The following is a 17,905-nucleotide window of genomic DNA, read 5'->3' on the forward strand; positions in this document are numbered from 1 at the left end:
ATGGATATCACCGTTGTGGGCGGTGGCCTCGCCGGACTGACCGCGGCCATCGCCTGCGCCGAGAGGGGCGCGAACGTCACCCTGCTGGAGGCGCACCGGACCCTGGGCGGGCGTGCCCGGGCCACCGAGCCTCCGTACGTCGCCAACGAGGGTCCCCACGTCCTGTACGGCGACGGGACCCCCTACCGGTGGCTGGCCGGGCGCGGCCTGCTCCCGCCGCACCTGCGCCTTCCCGCGCGGGCCGTGTCGGGGGTCCGGTTCCGCCACCGGGGGCGGCTCGGCATGCCGCCGGTCGGGCTCCTGCGCGCCGCCGCCAGGCGCGGGTTGCGGGCCCCCTGCGAGCGGGACTTCGGGTCGTGGGGGCGGGAGCGGTTCGGTGCGCAGACCACCGGGACGATCGCGAGCATGATGGGGGTGGCGCTCTTCGACGCGGACCCGTCCAGGCTGTCGGCGGAGTTCGTCTGGGACAGGTTCCTGCGGGTGACCACCCCGGCCTGGCCCGCCCCCCGCTACGTGGTGGGCGGCTGGACGTCGCTGGTGGAGTGGATGGCCGCGCGCGCCCGCGAGCGCGGGGTACTGATCGCGACGGGTGCCAGGGTGGACTCCCTGGACTCGCTCCCCGCCGGCCCGGTCATCGTCGCGACGTCGCTGCCGGCGGCCCGCGCACTCCTCGGCGACGACTCCCTGGAACGGGAGAGCGGGCACGCCCTGATGGTGGACCTGGGGCTGCGCCGGGGGCGGGATCCGTTCATCGTCTTCGACGGCGACGAGTGCGGGTTCCTGGAGCGCTACACGGAGGTGGACCGCACGCTCGCGCCGGAGGGCGAGGAGCTGGTGCAGGCCCAGCTGCCGGTGCGCCCCGGCGAGTCCCGGACGGAGTCCGCGCAACGGCTGGAGCGGCTGCTGGACCTGTCCCTGCCGCGGTGGCGGGACCGGGTGACGTGGCGGCGGGACCAGGTCGCGCGGGGGCGCACCGGGGCACTGGACCTGCCGGGACACACCTGGCGTGACCGTCCCGCGGTCGACCGGGGGGACGGCGTCTACCTGGCCGGTGACTCGGTGGCCGCGCCGGGCCTGCTCGGGGAGGTGGCGTTCACCAGCGCCGTGGCCGCCGCCGGCGCGGCGACAGCGGGGAGCGGGGACGGAAGGCCCTGAGCCCGGGAGGGGCAGCCCGCCCGCCCCCGGGGCCACCCGGACGGTGTGGCGGGCCTCCTTCATGAGAATCTGCCGTCCTCCTTCGGGCTTCTTCTGTGAAACCCGCCGGTAACAGCGCGTGAGACCGGATACTGGCGGTCATGAACACGAGGAGGCAGTATGTCTGTCATGACTACCAGGCATCCGGAAGTACCCGAACGAGGCCTGACCGTGGAGGACCTGGCGCACACACCGGACGACGGACGCCGGTACGAGCTGGTGGACGGGCGGCTTGACGTGTCACCGGCTCCCAAACCCCTGCACAGCGTCGTCGACACACGGCTGACCGTCCACCTGGGCAACAGCGCTCCCGACGAGTTCCTCGTCCTGACCGGTCCTGGGATCAATCTCAACGGTGACGGGACCCTCCACCGCATCCCCGATCTCGCGGTCTTCGACCACGAGCCTCCGGAGGAGGGCTACTTCGCGGTTCCGCCGGTGCTCGCCGTTGAGATCGTCTCCCCCGAGAGCGTGCTCCGGGACAACCACTCCAAGCGGCACGAGTACGCGGCCTTCGGGATTGCGGCCTACTGGATCATCAACCCGCTTCCGGACAAGGTCGGACTCATCGAGTTGCGGCTGGAGAACGGCGTCTACCAGGAGGCCGCGCAGGTCTACGGCGAGGAGGTCTTCGAGACGAACCTTCCCTTCCCGATCAGGCTCGTGCCGCACTGGCTCACGGCCAAGGGCCCGTGGCGCGGGAACATCGGCGGCGACACACCTGAGGAGGGTCAGGCGACCCAGCGGTAGAGGTGTTCCGGACGGCCCGCCGACCCGTAGCGCATACGCAGCTCGGCGCGGCCGTCCGCGCACAGGTGCTCCAGGTAGCGGCGCGCCGTCACCCGGGACACTCCGGCCCGCTCGGCGACCTCCGAGGCCGACACCTCCTCCGACGCGTCGCGCAGCACCCCCGCGACCAGGTCGACGGTGGCCGAGGTCAGCCCCTTGGGCAGCGACCGGGCCGCAGGCGGGCGCAACAGCCCGAACAGCCGGTCCACGTCCTGCTGGGTGGCCTCCCCGAAGGCGTCCATCTGCCGCCGCGCCACCGCGTACCGCTCCAGTTGGTCGCGCAGCGCGCTCAACGGGAACGGCTTGAGCAGGTAGTGCACGGCCCCGCCGTGCAGGGCCGACCGCACCTGGGCGATGTCGCGCACCGCGGTGATCATCAGGAAGTCGGTCTGCTGGGGCGCCGGGCCGGCCACCGACGCGCGCAGGGCCCGCATCACCGAGATCCCGGAGGCGTCGGGCAGGTGCAGGTCGAGCAGGACCAGGTCGGGCCGGTGGCCGTGGATCTGGGTGAGTGCGGCCGCTGCGGTGTGCGCGACCCCCACCACGGAGAAACCGGGCAGCGACTCCACCAGCTCCTGGTGGTTGCGGGCCACGCGTACGTCGTCGTCGACGACCAGCACGCGGATCACGACGGCACCACCGCCGTCACCGGCACGGGCAGGCAGGCGGTGAACACCGCGCCCTCGTCGGCGTCGGGCGCCTCCATCTCGACACTTCCCCCTCTGCTCTCGCACACCTGTTTGACGAGCGCGAGTCCGAGCCCGCGCGTCCCGCCGTCCCGGGAGGCCTTGGTGGTGAACCCGAGCCGGAAGATCTCCTCCGCGACGTCGTCGGCCACCCCCTGTCCGGAGTCGGTCACCCGGATCTCCAGCAGGTCGTGGGGCAGTCCGCTGCCGGCGGTGTGCAGGCGCACCATCAGTTCCACCCACCCGTGGGGGGTGGACGCCACCGCGTCGAGCGCGTTGTCGACCAGGTTCCCGAGGACGAGCAGTGCGTCGGAGCGTACCTCCCTGTCGAGCGCGGGGACGCTCGTCATCGGGGACAGCCGCAGGTCGACGCCCATCTCGGAGGCCTGTGCCGACTTGGCGATGGTGAGTGCGGCCACGCCGGAGTCGCGGACGTGCTCGGAGATGTCCGTGCTGGTGCGGGTGTGCGTCGCGGACAGGTCGGCCAGGTAGGACCGGGCCTCGTCGTAGGCCCCGAGTTCGAGCAGGCCCGCGGCGGTGTGCACCCGGTTCGCGAACTCGTGGGTCTGGGCGCGCAGCCCCCGGGTGACGGTGCGGGCGCCGTCGAGTTCGCCGGTGAGCCGGTCCAGTTCGGTGCGGTCCCGGAGCGTGACGACCGCGCCCGCGTCCTCGCCGCGCACCCGGACCGGCATCCGGTTGGCGACCAGGATGCGGTTCCCCGCGAGCAGGAGGCGGTCGTCCCCGGGGTCGTCGCCGGAGACGATGTCGCGGACCCGCTCGGACAGTCCGAGTTCGTCGAGGTGGTGGCCCTCGGCGTCGTCGGGCAGGCCGAGCATGTCCCGCGCCGGCGGGTTGGCCAGGACGAGGCGGTCGGAGCCGTCCACGGCGAGGACCCCCTCGCGGACCGCGTAGAGCAGGGCCTCCCGGCTCTCCAGGAGTGCGGTGATGTCGGCGGGTTCGAGCCCGTGGGTCTTGGTCCGGACCTGGCGGGAGAGCACCCATGCCCCGCCCACGCCGAGGACCAGGACGACGGCGACCATGCCGAGGATCGCCGGGACGGATTCTCGGGCTTCGGTGGCCGCGCTGGAGGTCAGTATGCCGAGGGAGACGTAGCCGACCACCTCGCCGCTGGCGTCGCCGCCGTTGACCGATCCGCCCCCGGAGAACACGGGGACCTTGGCGCGGACGGTGCGCCCCTGGGTTCCCTCCTCCACCCCTGTCCACTCCTCTCCCTGCGCCGCCGGGCCGGGCGGGGTGGACACCGTATGGCCGATGAGGTCCTTGTCGGGGTGGGTGTGCCGGGTGCCGTCGGGCGAGGCGATGACCACGAAGTCGGCGTCGGTGGCGGCGCAGACGCGGTCGGCGAGCGGGTCCAGGACGGTGCTGGGTTCGACGGACTGGAGGCCGTCGACGACCTGGGGCATGACGGCGACGGAGCGGGCCACGGTGAGGACCCGTTCGGAGTACTGGCGGTCCGTGGCCCGGTCGAGGTGGACCGCCCAGAGGGTGCCGACGGCGGCCAGGGCCACCGTGAGCAGGAGCACGTAGCCGATGAACAGGGAGCCTGTGAGCGAGAGACGGCCGCGCGCGGTGTGCGTGGTCATGTGTCCTCCAGTCGCCTTCGCCGGGGTGCGGAAGGCCCGGCCGGGCAAACGCCCAGGTGGGCGTGTCACGAACAATACGACCAATATGACTCCAGTTTTAACAAAGATCTGACATGGGCGTGCCCCGGGTCACACTGTGGCCTGGATCTCCTCGACGCCAGGGCGCCGGGGAGGCGTGTGAGGCCCTGGACGACGGAAGAGGAGAGCACCCATGCGCGATCGCGGCGTGCTGTTCCGCGTGGGAGGCGGGTTGTGCGCCCTCCTCCTCGTGGGGACGGCGCTGTTCGACGTGCGCCAGAGCGCGGCTTCGGGCAACGGCGAGCAGGAGAAACTCCTGCTCATCGCCCCCGCCGGCCCTGGCGGAGGCTGGGACACGCTGGCCCGGGAGATGCAGAACGGGCTGCGCGAGGAGGACCTGCGCTTCAACGTCGAGGTACGCAACGCGGAGGGCGCGGGCGGCACCATCGGCCTGGCGCAGACCGCGGGCCGCGAGGGCCAGGCCGACGTCCTCACCATGACGGGCCTGGGCATGGTCGGCGCGGTGGAGACCACCGGTTCGCTGTACACGATGGAGGACTCGACCCCCATCGCCCAGCTCGCCTCGGAGTACCTGGCCGTGGTCGTGCCCGCCGACTCCCCGTACGAGTCGCTGGACGACCTGGCCGAGGACTGGCGCGGGCGGTCCGGGACCCTGGCGGTCTCGGGCGGTTCGATGGGCGGCGTGGACCAGATCTTCGCCGCGCAGGTGGCGCAGTCCATGGACATCACCCCCGGCGAGATCAACTACCTGCCGTACTCGGGCGGTGGCGAGGTACTGACCTCGCTGCTGTCGGGCACCTCGGAGGTCGGTTTCGGAACGCTGGGCGACTTCAGCGACCAGGTGGAGGAGGGCGGCCCGCTCCGCGCGATCGCGGTCTCCTCCCCCGAACGGCTGGAGGGGGTGGACGTCCCCACCATCGTCGAGCAGGGCTACGGCGTGGAGATGTCGAACTGGCGCGGGGTCATCGCCCCTCCCGGGCTCACCGAGGAGGAGGCCGACCGCCTGGAGGGCCTGGTCCGGGACCTGCTGGCCACGGAGACCTGGGCGGACACCCTGGAACGCAACCGGTGGACCGACACCTTCCAGTCGCGTGAGGAGTTCGAGGAATTCCTCGACGCGGAGGTGTCCCTGACGCAGGAGACCGTAGAGGAGTTGGGGCTGTGACGGCCAACAGCGAGCAGTCGGTCTCCGGGGCGCCCGGGGACCGGGAACCGGGCTCCGCGCCCGGTGCCGAGGAGACGACCGGGGCCGTGACCGCAGGAAACGCGGCCACCGGGGTGGAGGGGGCCACGGCGGCGCCCGGAACGCCGGAGGGCGTGGCGGACGGGCAGGACACCGGGGCTCCGGCGGTCGAGGAGGCCATGGACCCGGAGACCACGCCGTGGAGCGGCCCGGCCATGTGGGTCGTCCCCGTCCTGGTCGCGCTCGTGGGCGCGGTCTGCGTGTGGGGTGCGTTCACCATCGAGGCCCCGCCCAACGCCACCCGGCCGGGGCCGGGGGCCTTCCCCGGAGCGGTCGGCGGCCTGCTGCTGGCGGTCGCCGCGTGCCTGGCCGTGGTCAACGTGCGCTTCCTCCGGTCGGGCAGTTCCAGCGGAAACGCCCTGGCGTGGTTCGAGGGACGCCCGGTGCTGATCGTCCTGGCAGGTCTGGTGGTGCACGTCGCCCTGCTGGAGTTCGTGGGCTGGCTGCTGGCGGGGGCCCTGCTGTTCTGGGTGGTGGCCTACGCGTTCGGCGCCCGCGCCTACCTGCGTGACGCCGTGGTAGCGCTGTCGATGTCCGCGGCCGTACAGGTCGGTTTCTCGCTCGGTCTCGGGCTGAGCCTGCCCGGCGGTTTCCTGGAGATGGTGCTCTGATGGATGCTCTCCCCCTCCTCTTCGACGGGTTGGTCTCGGCACTGACCCCGCAGAACCTCATGTGGGCCTTCCTCGGGGTGCTGCTCGGCACCGCCGTGGGGGTGCTGCCGGGTCTGGGCTCGGCGATGGCGGTGGCGCTGCTGCTGCCCGTGACGTTCCGACTCGACCCGACGAGCGCCCTGATCCTGTTCGCGGGCGTGTACTACGGCGGCATGTTCGGCGGGGCGACCACGTCGATCCTGCTGAACACCCCCGGCCAGGCGTCGTCGATCGCCACCGCCTACGAGGGCCACAAGATGGCTCTCAAGGGCCGGGCGGCCCAGGCGCTGGGCACCGCGGTCATCGGCTCGTTCGTGGCCAGTGTCATCGGCACGCTGGTGGTGGCCCTGTTCGCCCCGGTCATGGTGTCCCTGGCACTGAACTTCGGGCCGGGCGAGTACTTCGCGCTGACCGTGTTCTCGTTCGTGGCGGTCGCCGCGGTCGTGTCCGGCTCGGTGCTGCGCGGGGTGGCCTCGCTGCTCATCGGCCTGGCGATCGGCATGGTCGGCATCGACAGCCAGAGCGGTACCGCGCGTTTCGACTTCGGTTCGTCGACCCTGTTGGACGGGATCGACATCGTCATCGTCACCGTCGGCCTGCTCGCCCTGGGCGAGGTGCTGTACGTGGCGGCGCGCGGCAGGACCGGAGCCGACCTCTCCGGGATCCGCACCGGTCGCGCATGGCTGAGCCGCAAGGACTGGGCCCGGTCGTGGAAGCCGTGGCTGCGCGGCACCGCGCTGGGCAGCGCCTTCGGCCCGATCCCGGGCAGCGGCGCGGAGATCCCGACCTTCCTGTCCCTGGGTCTGGAGCGCAAGCTCGCCGCGCGCCGTGAGAAGCGCAGGGGCGTGCGGAACGAGTTCGGCGAGGGCGCGATCGAGGGTGTGGCCGGTCCGGAGGCCGCGAACAACTCCAGCGCGGCGGGCACGATGGTGCCGCTGCTGGGGCTGGGTCTGCCGACGTCGGCGACGGCCGCGATCATGCTGGCCGCCTTCCAGCAGTACGGCCTCCAGCCGGGGCCGGTGCTGTTCGACCGCAACGCGGACCTGGTGTGGACCCTCCTGGCGAGCCTGCTGATCGGCAGCGTCCTGCTGCTGGTCATCAACCTGCCGTTCGCGCCGCTGTGGGCGAAGCTGCTGAAGCTGCCCAAGCCGTACCTGTACGCGGGCATCACGCTGTTCTCCGTGCTGGCGGTGTACGCGATCAACACGTCGGTGGTGCACTTGGTGATGCTGCTGACCGTGGCGCTGCTCGGCCTGGCCATGCGGACGTTCGGCGTCCCGGTGGCGCCCGCGCTCATCGGCGTCGTGCTCGGCCCGATCGCGGAGACCGAGTTCCGCCGCGCGCTGGCCGCCTCCTCGGGCGACCCGTCGATCCTGGTCGGCAGCGGCATCTCGGTCACCCTGTACGTGCTGGTGCTGCTGGCCGCCGTGATCCCGCTGATCGCCCACCTGCGGCGCCGCCGGGCCGCGCGCAAGCTGGCGGCCACGGTCGGGCGGGACACCGCCGACCTCGGCTGACCCCTCCCGCCGCGCCCCTCCCTACGCGGCCCCCGGCACCGTCCGCCGGGGGCCGCCCTCGTCCGGTTCCGGACGGGACCCTCGACCCGTACCCGCCGGATCGACCGGCGTGAGGGGCGCGAGGGGCGCGAGGGGCGCGACCGTCAGGCGAGCACCTTCGCGACGAACGCCGCCAACCGCCCCTCCAGCCGTTCCGGCGGGGTCCCCTCCCCGTCGGCCAGGTACTCCACCAGGTCGGCGCGGACGGCGGCCAGGAGCGCGTGCGCGGTGAAGTCGGCGTCGGGTGCGCCGGGGATCTCCCGCACGGCGTCCCGCAGGAGCGCGTGCCACCACGTGTAGTGCCCCGCCCGGTAGGGGCTGTTCCCGCCGCCCGACTCCAGCGCCAGCGCCAGGTGGCGGTTGTCGAGCTTGAAGCGCAGCAGTGCGGCCATGAGCGCCGGGACGCGCTCGCGCGCGGGTGTGCGCGGACCGAGCGGCGGGGGTCCCTCGGTGACGGCCTCGCGCAGGGGGGCGGCCCTTTTCTCCATGAGTGCCCGGACCAGGCCGTCGCGGTCGCCGAACCTGCGGAAGAGCGTGCCCTTGCCCACGCCCGCGGCCGTCGCGACATCGTCCATCGAGACACTGCCGGGGGCCGTGCTCCCGGCGAAGAGCCGGTCCGCGGCGGCGAGCACCGCCTCCCTGTTGCGCTGCGCGTCGGCGCGCTCCCTGCGTGGGTTCACTTCCACTCCCCTTGCAAAACGGACTGGCGGTCCGTATTGTTAAACGGACCGGTAGTCCACATTCTAGAGGAAGGCGCACGCCCATGCCCGACACCCCGGCCGCGGACCCGTTCCGCCACGCCCCGCAACCGCCCTCCGAGAGCTGGAACCCCCTCGCGCTGCCCGCGTCCCCGGGCAGGGCCGGGTCCGCCTCGCCGATCAACGAGGCGGCCGCGTGACCGCCCCCGCCCCCGTCCTCGTCGTCGGTGCCACGGGCACGACCGGCTCCCGGGTGGTGTCCCGACTGGCCGCGCTCGGCCAGGACGTGCGGGCCGCCAGCCGGCGTGCGCCCGACCAGCCGGGCGCACGGGCGGTGCGCTTCGACTGGTACGACCCGCAGACCTTCACGGACGCGCTCCGGGAAGTGGACCGGATGTACCTCGTGCCCCCGGTCGGCGCCATGGACCCCGCGACCGTCATGGCCCCGTTCCTGGAACGTGCCGTGTCGGCGGGGGTCCGCCGGGCCGTCCTCCTGAGCTCTTCGGCGATACCCCGGGGCGGCCCCGGTGTCGGACTGGCGCACACCGCCGTGGCGGAGGCCTTCGACGAGTGGGCGGTCCTGCGGCCGTCCTGGTTCATGCAGAACCTCACCGGCGACCACCTCCACGGCGCCAGCATCCGCGAGGAGGGGGTCATCGTGACGGCGACCGGCCGGGGCCGTGTCGGCTTCGTCGACGCGGACGACATCGCCGCGGTGGCCGCCGAGGTCCTGACCCGCGCGGAGCCGCCCGGCACGGACCTCGTCCTCACGGGTCCGGAGGCGCTGGGCTACGACGACGTCGCCGCGGTCGTCGCACGGTACGCGGGCAGGCCGATCCGGCACCGGCCCGTCGGTTACGAGGCCATGCGCGACCGTCTGGCGACCGTGGTGCCGGCGGAGTACGCGGCGGTCCTGGCCCGCCTGGACCTCGCGATCGCCGACGGGGCCGAGGACCGGACCACGCCCACCGTGGAGGAGGTCACCGGGCGGCCTCCTCGGAGCCTCGCCGCGTTCGCCGCCGCGCAGACCTGGTAGGCCGGTTCCGGCGGGCGGCGGGACCCCGGAGCGGCGCGGGTCAGTCGGCCGGTCGGGGGTCCGTGGCCGTGCCGGTCTCCAGGGCGTGGAGCCGCGTGTAGGCGTACTCCGGCACGGAACCTCCGCCCCGCCCCTCCGTGCCGGGCGCGTCCCCGTGTCCCTCCCCCGGACCTCCGAGGTCGGCCCCGGACACAGGAAGGGCCGCGGCCAGGCGGCGGTGGCCGGGCTCGCCCGGCGCGGTCAGCAGGAAGACCTGCCGCCGTCCCCCGTCCCCGCCGTCCCCCAGCGAGGCCTCGACCACCTCCGCGATCCTGCGGTCCCACGGGTCCCGGGTGCGGCGCAGTCGGATCGCACCGCGTTCGGTCCACTCCACGTGGTCCCTACGCAGGAGGACCCTGGGGAGTTCCGGGGCGATCTCCCCGTCCACGCGGAAGGCCAGGTGCTCGACCCCGGCGAAGGCCCGGCCGGCCCGGGTGACGTGGGCGCGGCCCCGTTCGTAGAGGGCCGACGCGCCGGGGTCGGACACCACCAGTGTGTCGTCGAGCGTGACGGGGCGGCGGGCGTACACGTCCGCGGTCCGGCTGCGGCGTTCGAGCCAGCGTCCCGCCGCGGGGTCGACGAACCCCGCGAGCGTGGCGATCCGGCGGACCTCGAACGGGAAGTCGACGTTGAGCACCGAGTCGTGGTGGGCGATCCTGTTGCGGAACCGGCGGACCCCCTCCGCGGTGGCCGCCACCTCCGACCGCCTCCCCGACGACCCGGGGAAGGCGCGGTGCAGGCAGGACCGCCACAGCTCCTCGTACCCGGGCCCGAGCATGCCGGACCAGAACCCGAAGCTCATCGCGGCGACGATCTGGTCCCGTGTCTCCCGCCCCTCCTGGCGGAGGCGCTCACGGACGTAGCCCGACGCCTCGACCGCGTACTCGACGCCCGCTGCGGGGCTCAGGAACCACGGGATGCCGCGCTCCGCCTCCCGGAAGTGGGACCGGAGCGCCGCGTCCATGCTCCCTCTGAACAGGACCTCCAGGTGGGCGACGTCCTCGAAGGCAGCGGCGGAGACGCGCGCGCCCCACTCGTACAGCGAGAGAGCCCGGCCCGGGTCTCCCCCGGTCAGCGCCAGGTAGGGCGCGAGGCGCGGGGCGGGGATCAGGTTCAGGACGGCGTCGGTGTCTGCTTCGACGGAGGACATTGGCCGATGCTACTGTCCGGGGGAACGCCCCAGTGCCGCCTCTGCTGACACGCGCCTGGGGCTTTTCCCTTTCCAGGTCGGGGCGGCCCCGCCCGACCGCCCGGAGCCGCCGCCCCGCCCCCGGTGCAGCCCCGGCGATCAGGGTGTGGCCCGGGGCAGGGTGATCGCCACACGGGTCCCGGAGGGCCCGCTGTCGATCCCCACCCGCCCCCCCTGTGCCCCGACCAGGGAGCTCACGACCGCCAGCCCCAGGCCGGAGATGCGCCCCGCGCCCTCGGGCCGCGAGGTGACGAACGGCTCGAACACGTGCGGCAGCAGGTGGGGGTCGATGCCCGGCCCGTCGTCGGACACGGTGAGGACGAGGGAGTCGCCCTCACCCCGTGCGGACACGGTGGCTCGCGTGCCCTCCGGGTTGTGGTCGACCGCGTTCGCGACCAGGTTGGCCAGGCACTGCTCCAGCCGTGCCTGGTCCCCCAGCAGGACGTCCGGCGGCGGCTCCTCCACGGTGGCCGCGCAGGCGTAGGGCAGGGCGTCCAGCCGCGCGCGCACGGCGTGGAACAGGTCGGGCAGGAACACGGCCTCCACGCGGACGTCGATCTCGTCGCCGCCCCGGGCGACGGCCATGAGGTCCTCCAGGACCCGGCGCAGGCGGTCGAGTTCGGCGCGCACGACCGCGGCGTCGGCGGTCCCCAGAAGCTCCAGGTGCCCCTCGGCGACGGCGAGGGGTGTGCGCACCTCGTGCGAGATCGCGGCCAGGTAGCGTCGCCGGTTGGTGTCGGCCTGCTCGATGCGCACCAGCATCTGGTTGATCTCGGTGGCGAGTTCGGCGATCTCGTCGCGGGTGGCGGGCACCGGTACGCGGGTGTCCAGGTCGGCGGGGGAGATGGCCTTGGCGGCGTCGGAGACCTCCCGCACGGGCGACAGGGTGCGCCGCACCACCAGCCACAGCACGATGCCGCCCCCGATGACGCCGACGGTTCCGGCGAGCGCGGCGAGCAGCAGGACCGTGGCCGCCGTCTCGCGGGTGGAGTCGAGCGGGGCGACGACGGTGACGACGGCGAGGGCGTCCCCGGCGTCGTCGACGACCGCGGCGTCGAGGACCCGGACCGGCCCCGCGTCGGTGTCGAGGGTGCGGATCGTCCCCGGTTCGGGTGTCGGCGCGTCGCCGCCGCGCATCAGCCCGGCGACGCGCGTGGGGCCACCGGTGCTCTGCAGGCGCGCACCGTCGGCGGTCACCAGCGTCACGTGGCGGGCGCCGCTGGGGCGCACGGCGAGTGCCTGCCTCGCGGCGCGCTCCGCCTCGGGGCCCGAGAGCACCCCGTCGAGTCCGGCCGCCGCGGGGACCTGGTCGGCGAGGGCGTCGCCCACCAGCGCCGACTCCTCCCGCAGGAGGCGGTCGATGTCGGTCAGGCCCGACACGCGGACGAGTTCGTAGGTGAGGAGGGCGACGCCGCCGATCACGAGGGCCATGACGAGCAGGGAACGCAGCACGACGCGTCCGGTGAGGCTCACCGGGTACCGCCCACGAGCCGGTAGCCCGCTCCGCGAACCGTCTCGATGCGTCCGGGGCCGAGTTTGCGGCGCAGCTGGCTGACGTAGACCTCGACCACGTTGGAGGCCCCGTCGAAGTCGTAGCCCCAGACCCGGTCCAGCAGCTGGGGTTGGGAGAACACCTGTGCGGGGTGGCGGATGAGCACTTCCAGGAGGCCGAACTCGCGGGCCGACAGGTTGACGGTGCGTCCCTCGACCGAGGCGGTACGGGCTCCGAGGTCGAGCACGACGCCGCCGGCAGCCAGCACGTCGCCGCGTTCCTGGCCGCCGGTGCGCAGGCGTGCCCGTACCCGGGCCAGGAGTTCGCTCACGCTGAAGGGCTTGACCATGTAGTCGTCGGCCCCGGCGTCGAGGTTGGCGACCCGGTCGCTGACGGCGTCCTTGGCGGTGAGCACGATCACCGGCACCGAGGGGCGGCGCTGCCGCAGCCGGCGCAGCACCTCCTCCCCGGGGATGCCCGGCAGCCCGAGGTCCAGGACGACGAGGTCGACGTCGGGAGACAGGGCCATCGTCAGCCCGTCGATCCCGTCCCCGGCCGCGAGTACCCGGTACCCGGCCGTCTCCAGGCCGCGCCGCACGAAGGAGACGATGCCCTCCTCGTCCTCCACCACCAGAATCGCCAACGTCGTGTCCTCTCCGCCCCGTGGTCCCCCCTTACCGTGGCAGGGACCGCTGAACCGTTCCTGAGCGCCACATGAAGACGTTCTTCAGGTGGCTTTCAGGCCGCCATCATCTCGCCGTCGGATGCTGGAGGCAGTAGAGACCTTCGAGCAAGGGAACACCGATGCAGAGCACGACCGTCATCATCCTCTCCTCCGCCGCCGCCGGACTGCTGGCGGTCGGCACGATCGGCTACCTGGTGGTGGACGACCCCGACCAGCAGGTCGACTCGATCGAACTCACCGGTGTGACCAGCGGTGCCGCCCCCGGTGCGAACGGGGCGGCCTCGTCGGAGAAGAACCCGGCCTCCACCCAGTCGGTCGACGGGCTGGAGCAGCTCGTGGGCGAGCTGCGCGCCGACGACGGTGACGGCGACGATCCCGACGACTGGTCGGTGTCCGGGGTCGAGGTCGACTTCGGCCCCGAGGAGTGGCTGCTCACCGCACCGGAGCTGGAGGACTTCGACGGCAACGGCACCGTGGAGCCGCTCCTGGACGAACTGCGCGGGCTGGAGGGCGGCGAGGTGACGCTCGGCGTGCGCTACGAGGCCGACGACGACCGCGACGACGCCGACGTGTACACCGTCAACGGCCTGGCCTTCCGGGACACCGACAGCGGCCCCGCCCCCTGGCAGAGCACCGGCGACCAGACCGAGGCCGACCGTGACACGGTGTCCGCGAACGCCGCCGAGGCGGTCGGTGAGGGCGCCCGCACCGTCGAGGTCGAGCGCCAGGACGAGGACGGCTGGGACGGCTGGGACGCCGAGGTGCTCGACGCCGGCGGCCAGGAGTACGAGGTGATCCTCGACGCGGCCGGTGAGGTCGTCGACGTGCGCGCCGAGGACTGACGGCCGGGGACCCCGCGCGGCCGTTCCCCGACCTCCCCTCAAGCAGGCCGGAGGGGTCGGGGTACCCTCGTCGGGCCAGTTGAACTCCACTTCGTGGGGCAGGGAACCCGGTGGGACTCCGGGACTGACGCGCAGCGGTGAGGATGACGGGCGGGCACGTCCGGGGGCACCCCCGGGACAGCCACTGGAGCACGGCTCCGGGAAGGCGCTCCGCACCGGTCGACTCCGAGTCCGAAGACCTGCTGGCACCGGCGGTCACGGTCCGCCGAGTCATCCGCGGGCTCCGCGAACGAGCCCCTGACCCGAAAGACGTGCATGTCCCCGACCGGTCCTCCCTCCTCCGCGCGCCGTACGCGTCGCGACCGCTGCCCCGGCGTGCTGAGGCCCTGGCCTGCCGAAGACGGTCTGCTGGTCCGGCTCCGCCTCATCGGCGGCCGGGTCGGCTCCTCCTCGCTGCGCGCCCTGGCCGCGGTGGCCGACCGGTACGGTGCCGGTCGTATCCACGTCACGGGCCGCGCGAACCTGCAACTACGCGCCCTGCCGGGAAACGCGGGACGGTTGGGGCCCGAGGTGCTCCAGGCCCTGGCGGAGACCGGCCTGCTGCCCTCCGCCGGCCACGAGCTCGTGCGCAACGTGATGGTCTCCCCGGGCACGGGGCCGACGGACGCGGCTGCCCCCGCCGGGACCGTGCCGGGCGGCCGGGCCGACCTGCGCCCCGTCGCCTCGGACCTGGACACGATGCTGTGCTCCGTCCCGCGCCGCGCCGACCTGCCCGGGCGTTTCCTGTTCGTCCTGGACGACGGACGCGGCGACCTGGTCGGTCACTCCTGTGATCTGGGGCTCGTCGCCCTCGACGAGCGCGTCGCCCAGCTGAGGCTGGGCGAGCACTGGGGCCCGCTGGTGCCGATCGACGAGGCACCCGCCGCGCTCCTGCGTCTGGCGGACGCGTTCCTGGAACGCCGCGGGGAGGGGCCCACCGCGCCGTGGCACGTCGCCGAACTCCCGGCACCGCTGGCCGAACCGGCGGCACCGGACCCGCGGCTCCCCGTTGCCGCCCCGCCGCTGCCGTACGGCCCGCTGCCCGGAGGCGCGCGGCATGTGCGCGTACCCGACGGGGGCCTGGACCGCACGGCCGCCGAAGCACTCGCCGAAGAGGCGCTCGCCGCCGGTCCCGGCGAACTCGTCATCACGCCCTGGCGCGGTGTTCTGGTTCCAGGAAAGCCCAGCTCCGCCCCCGGGGAGGCGCAGTGACCGTCCCACGCCGACCGAACCGGCACTACGACTACGTCGACGACGGGCCCGCGATCTACGCGGACTCCTTCGCCATCATCCGCGAGGAGGCCGAGCTGGGGCACCTGCCCGCCAACGCGGAACGGCTCGCCGTGCGGATGATCCACGGCACCGGCCAGGTCGACCTCGCCGAGGACCTGGTGGTCCACCCCGACCTGGTGCCCGCGGCGCGCTCCGCCCTGCGGGCCGGAGCACCGATCCTGTGCGACGCACGCATGGTGGCCAGCGGTGTGACCGCGAACCGCCTTCCGTGCGGCAACGAGGTGCTCTGCTTCCTGGGCGACGAACGCGTCCCCGGCCTCGCCCGTGCGTGGGGCACCACCCGCACCGCCGCCGCGGTGTCCCTGTGGGAACCGCTCCTGGAGGGTGCCGTGGTCGCCATCGGCAACGCGCCCACCGCCCTCTTCCACCTGTTGGAGATGCTGGCCGACGGGGCACCGCGCCCGGCCGCGATCGTCGGCTGCCCCGTCGGTTTCGTGGGGGCGGCCGAGTCCAAGCAGGCACTGGCGGAGTTCGGCGGCCGGTCGGGCCCCGACATCCCCTACGTGACCACCCGCGGCCGCCGCGGGGGCTCCGCGATGACCTGCTCCGCTCTCAACGCACTCGCCAAGGAGGAGGAGTGACCGGACGTTTCCACGGTGTGGGTGTCGGCCCCGGCGACCCCGGGCTGATCACCCTCAAGGCTGCCGGGCTCATCGCCGCGGCCGACGTCGTCGCCTACCACGCCGGTGTCGGCAAGGCCTCCAACGCCCGCCGCATCGCCGCGTCGCTGATCCCGGGTTCGGCGGTCGAGGAACAGCTCACCTACCCGGTCACCACCGGCGCGACCGACCACCCGGGCGGGTACGCGGGGGCGCTGGCCGACTTCTACGAGGAGTCCGCCGCCCGGCTGGCCGTGCACCTGGACGCCGGCCGCGACGTCGTGCTCCTGTCCGAGGGCGACCCGCTGTTCTACGGCTCGTACATGTACATGCACGACCGGCTGTCCGAGCGGTACGAGACGGAGATCGTGCCGGGGGTCCCGGCGTTCGCCGCGGCCACGGCGGTGGCGGCGGCCCCGCTGGCCCGGCAGACCGACGTGCTCACCGTGTTGCCCGGCACCCTGCCCGAGCCGGAGCTGGCCCGCCGCCTGGCCGACACCGACGCGGCGGTGATCATGAAGCTGGGCCGGACCTTCCCGGCGGTGTGCCGAGCGCTGGAGTCCGCCGGGCGGCTGGAGCACGCCGTGTACGTGGAGCGCGCCTCCATGGACGGGGAGCGGCGGCTGCCCGTCGCCGAGGTCGATCCGGCGACGGTGCCGTACTTCTCCCTGATCCTGGTCACCGGGGACAGCCGCAACGGCAGGAGGTCCCGGGACCAGGCGGTGCCGGAGCCCCAGGCCGTGGAGTCCGCCGGTCCGGCCGCCGAGCTGCTGGTCATCGGCCTGGGCCCCGGCCCCGGCCACTGGCTCACCCCCGAGGCCTCCGCCGCGCTGGCCGAGGTGGACCACGTGGTGGGTTACGGCCCCTACGTCGACCGCGTCCCGCAGCGCCCCGGCCTGACCAGGCACGCCTCCGGCAACACCGTCGAGATCGACCGCGCCCGCCTCGCCCTGGACCTGGCCCGCGAAGGTGAGCGGGTGGCCGTGGTCTCGGGCGGGGACGCCGGGGTGTTCGGCATGGCCACCGCCGTGTTCGAGGCGGCCGAGGACCCCGCCTACGCGGGCGTTCCGGTCCGGGTGCTGCCGGGTGTCAGCGCCGTGCAGGCGGTCGCGGCCCGGGCGGGCGCACCGGTCGGCGGTGACTTCGCGGTGATGAGCCTGTCGGACCGGCTCAAGCCCTGGGAGGTGATCGAACGCCGCCTGCGCGCCGTCGCCGAGGCCGACATGGCGCTGGCGATCTACAACCCGGCCTCGCGCTCGCGGACCGAACAGGTCGCCACCGCCCGCGAGGTCCTGCTGGAGCACCGCAAACCCGACACCGTGGTCGTGGTCGGCCGCAGCGTCGGCAGGCAGGGCGAGTCCCTGACGGTGACCACGCTCGGGGAACTCGACCCCGCCGGCATCGACATGCGCTGCCTGCTCATCGTCGGCGCCTCCGGCACCCGCCTCTCCGGGGCGGGCCGGGTCTGGACACCGAGGTGGGTGCAGCCGTGACCGTGCACTTCGTGGGGGCGGGGCCCGGCGCCGCCGACCTGCTCACCGTCCGCGCCACGCGCATGCTCAACGCGGCCGACGTCGTCCTCTACCCCGGTACGTACCTGGACCCGGAGGTCCTCGCCCACTGCGCGCCCGGCGCGGAACTGGTCGACACCCAGGGCCTTGACCTGGACCGCATCACCCAACACCTGGTCGCCGCGCACGCCGCGGGCCGGGACGTCGTGCGGCTGACCTCCGGGGACCCCTCGCTGTACTCGGCGCTGGCCGAGCAGACCCGAAGGCTCGACGCGCACGGGGTCCCGTGGGACGTCACCCCTGGGGTGCCCGCCTACGCGGCCGCCTCGGCGCTGGTGGGCCGGGAGCTGACCGTGCCGCTGGTGGCCCAGTCGGTGGTGCTGACCCGCACCAGCGCCCGGTCGACGGCGATGCCGGACACCGAGTCGCTGGGCGCGTTCGCGGCGACCCGGGCCACGCTGGTGCTGCACCTGGCGATCCGGCGGGTGCGCGAACTCATGGCCGAGATCGTCTCCGAGTACGGCGCGGACTGTCCCGTGGTGGTCGTGTACCGGGCCAGCCAGCCGGAGGAGTCGGTGCTGCGCGGGACGGTCGCCACCATCGCCGACCTGGTGGAGGAGGCGGGGCTGCGGCAGGCCGCGGTGGTCCTGGTCGGGCGGGCACTCGATCCCGGGGGTGGCGGCGAGTCCTACCTGTACGACCCGGCCCGGCCCCGCTGACC

18 protein-coding genes and 1 riboswitch are annotated in these 17,905 nt (G+C 73.7%); of the genes, 12 read left to right on the top strand and 6 right to left on the bottom strand.

Going from position 1 to position 17,905, the window contains the following annotated elements; translation table 11 throughout:
• Both ACFWTE_RS12355 and ACFWTE_RS12360 read left to right on the top strand, forming a co-directional pair.
• On the top strand, positions 1-1,155 hold the full coding sequence (locus tag ACFWTE_RS12355; protein ID WP_378779419.1) for an FAD-dependent oxidoreductase: 1,155 nt from the start codon (positions 1-3) through the stop codon (positions 1,153-1,155).
• Positions 1,156-1,323: 168 nt separating this feature from the next.
• Entirely contained in the window at positions 1,324-1,944 is a 621-nt protein-coding gene (locus ACFWTE_RS12360) for a Uma2 family endonuclease (RefSeq protein WP_378779462.1), read from the top strand.
• Here ACFWTE_RS12360 and ACFWTE_RS12365 read toward each other — a convergent pair.
• Positions 1,926-2,612, bottom strand: coding sequence for a response regulator (locus ACFWTE_RS12365; RefSeq protein ID WP_378779420.1), 687 nt, complete (start codon positions 2,610-2,612; stop codon positions 1,926-1,928). The genes ACFWTE_RS12360 and ACFWTE_RS12365 overlap by 19 nt on opposite strands.
• Complete coding sequence (locus tag ACFWTE_RS12370; protein ID WP_378779421.1) at positions 2,609-4,273, bottom strand: ATP-binding protein; 1,665 nt, start codon at positions 4,271-4,273, stop codon at positions 2,609-2,611. The genes ACFWTE_RS12365 and ACFWTE_RS12370 overlap by 4 nt, the downstream gene beginning before the upstream one ends.
• A gap of 211 nt (positions 4,274-4,484) precedes the next feature.
• On the opposite strand from ACFWTE_RS12370, the gene ACFWTE_RS12375 reads away from it, so the two are divergent.
• The 3 genes from ACFWTE_RS12375 (at position 4,485) to ACFWTE_RS12385 (ending at position 7,722) form a co-directional block, all read left to right on the top strand.
• Positions 4,485-5,477, top strand: a complete 993-nt coding sequence (locus ACFWTE_RS12375; protein WP_378779422.1) for a Bug family tripartite tricarboxylate transporter substrate binding protein — start codon at positions 4,485-4,487, stop codon at positions 5,475-5,477.
• 152 nt (positions 5,478-5,629) lie between these two features.
• Positions 5,630-6,166, top strand: coding sequence for a tripartite tricarboxylate transporter TctB family protein (locus ACFWTE_RS12380; RefSeq protein ID WP_378779463.1), 537 nt, complete (start codon positions 5,630-5,632; stop codon positions 6,164-6,166).
• Entirely contained in the window at positions 6,166-7,722 is a 1,557-nt protein-coding gene (locus ACFWTE_RS12385) for a tripartite tricarboxylate transporter permease (RefSeq protein ID WP_378779423.1), read from the top strand. The genes ACFWTE_RS12380 and ACFWTE_RS12385 overlap by 1 nt, the downstream gene beginning before the upstream one ends.
• 143 nt (positions 7,723-7,865) lie before the next feature.
• Here ACFWTE_RS12385 and ACFWTE_RS12390 read toward each other — a convergent pair whose 3' ends face one another.
• A complete protein-coding gene (locus ACFWTE_RS12390) occupies positions 7,866-8,441 on the bottom strand; it encodes a TetR/AcrR family transcriptional regulator (RefSeq protein ID WP_378779424.1) in 576 nt (191 codons plus the stop codon).
• 83 nt (positions 8,442-8,524) lie between these two features.
• On the opposite strand from ACFWTE_RS12390, the gene ACFWTE_RS12395 reads away from it, so the two are divergent.
• Together ACFWTE_RS12395 and ACFWTE_RS12400 are read left to right on the top strand one after the other, a co-directional pair.
• Positions 8,525-8,659, top strand: a complete 135-nt coding sequence (locus tag ACFWTE_RS12395; RefSeq protein ID WP_378779425.1) for a hypothetical protein — start codon at positions 8,525-8,527, stop codon at positions 8,657-8,659.
• Positions 8,656-9,495: an NAD(P)H-binding protein gene (locus tag ACFWTE_RS12400; RefSeq protein ID WP_378779426.1), complete on the top strand. Its 840-nt coding sequence runs from the start codon at positions 8,656-8,658 to the stop codon at positions 9,493-9,495. The genes ACFWTE_RS12395 and ACFWTE_RS12400 overlap by 4 nt, the downstream gene beginning before the upstream one ends.
• A gap of 40 nt (positions 9,496-9,535) precedes the next feature.
• Here the strand turns inward: ACFWTE_RS12400 and ACFWTE_RS12405 are convergent, their stop codons facing one another.
• From ACFWTE_RS12405 to ACFWTE_RS12415, 3 genes are all read right to left on the bottom strand, one after another.
• On the bottom strand, positions 9,536-10,684 hold the full coding sequence (locus ACFWTE_RS12405) for a hypothetical protein (RefSeq protein ID WP_378779427.1): 1,149 nt from the start codon (positions 10,682-10,684) through the stop codon (positions 9,536-9,538).
• A gap of 138 nt (positions 10,685-10,822) precedes the next feature.
• The gene (locus ACFWTE_RS12410) at positions 10,823-12,196 is read right to left on the bottom strand and encodes an ATP-binding protein (RefSeq protein ID WP_378779428.1); all 1,374 of its coding nucleotides are present in this window, start codon (positions 12,194-12,196) and stop codon (positions 10,823-10,825) included.
• Entirely contained in the window at positions 12,193-12,858 is a 666-nt protein-coding gene (locus ACFWTE_RS12415) for a response regulator transcription factor (RefSeq protein ID WP_378779429.1), read from the bottom strand. The genes ACFWTE_RS12410 and ACFWTE_RS12415 overlap by 4 nt, the downstream gene beginning before the upstream one ends.
• Before the next feature lie 161 nt (positions 12,859-13,019).
• Between ACFWTE_RS12415 and ACFWTE_RS12420 the strand changes: the two genes are divergently transcribed.
• The 5 genes from ACFWTE_RS12420 (at position 13,020) to cobM (ending at position 17,903) form a co-directional block, all read left to right on the top strand.
• Positions 13,020-13,742 carry a PepSY domain-containing protein gene (locus ACFWTE_RS12420; RefSeq protein ID WP_378779430.1) on the top strand — a complete coding sequence of 241 codons (723 nt, stop codon included), beginning with the start codon at positions 13,020-13,022 and terminating at the stop codon, positions 13,740-13,742.
• Positions 13,743-13,801: 59 nt separating this feature from the next.
• Positions 13,802-14,004, top strand: a riboswitch (cobalamin riboswitch).
• Between the two features lie 53 nt (positions 14,005-14,057).
• Positions 14,058-14,993, top strand: coding sequence for a nitrite reductase (locus ACFWTE_RS12425; protein ID WP_378779432.1), 936 nt, complete (start codon positions 14,058-14,060; stop codon positions 14,991-14,993).
• The gene (locus ACFWTE_RS12430) at positions 14,990-15,655 is read left to right on the top strand and encodes a precorrin-8X methylmutase (RefSeq protein WP_378779433.1); all 666 of its coding nucleotides are present in this window, start codon (positions 14,990-14,992) and stop codon (positions 15,653-15,655) included. Before ACFWTE_RS12425 ends, ACFWTE_RS12430 begins: the two co-directional genes overlap by 4 nt.
• Positions 15,652-17,166, top strand: coding sequence for a precorrin-2 C(20)-methyltransferase (locus ACFWTE_RS12435; protein ID WP_378779435.1), 1,515 nt, complete (start codon positions 15,652-15,654; stop codon positions 17,164-17,166). The genes ACFWTE_RS12430 and ACFWTE_RS12435 overlap by 4 nt, the downstream gene beginning before the upstream one ends.
• Positions 17,151-17,903 carry a precorrin-4 C(11)-methyltransferase gene (gene cobM / locus ACFWTE_RS12440; RefSeq protein ID WP_378779436.1) on the top strand — a complete coding sequence of 251 codons (753 nt, stop codon included), beginning with the start codon at positions 17,151-17,153 and terminating at the stop codon, positions 17,901-17,903. Before ACFWTE_RS12435 ends, cobM begins: the two co-directional genes overlap by 16 nt.
• Positions 17,904-17,905 lie beyond the last annotated feature (2 nt).

Source organism: Nocardiopsis sp. NPDC058631 (assembly GCF_042716955.1).
Lineage (GTDB): Bacteria > Actinomycetota > Actinomycetes > Streptosporangiales > Streptosporangiaceae > Nocardiopsis.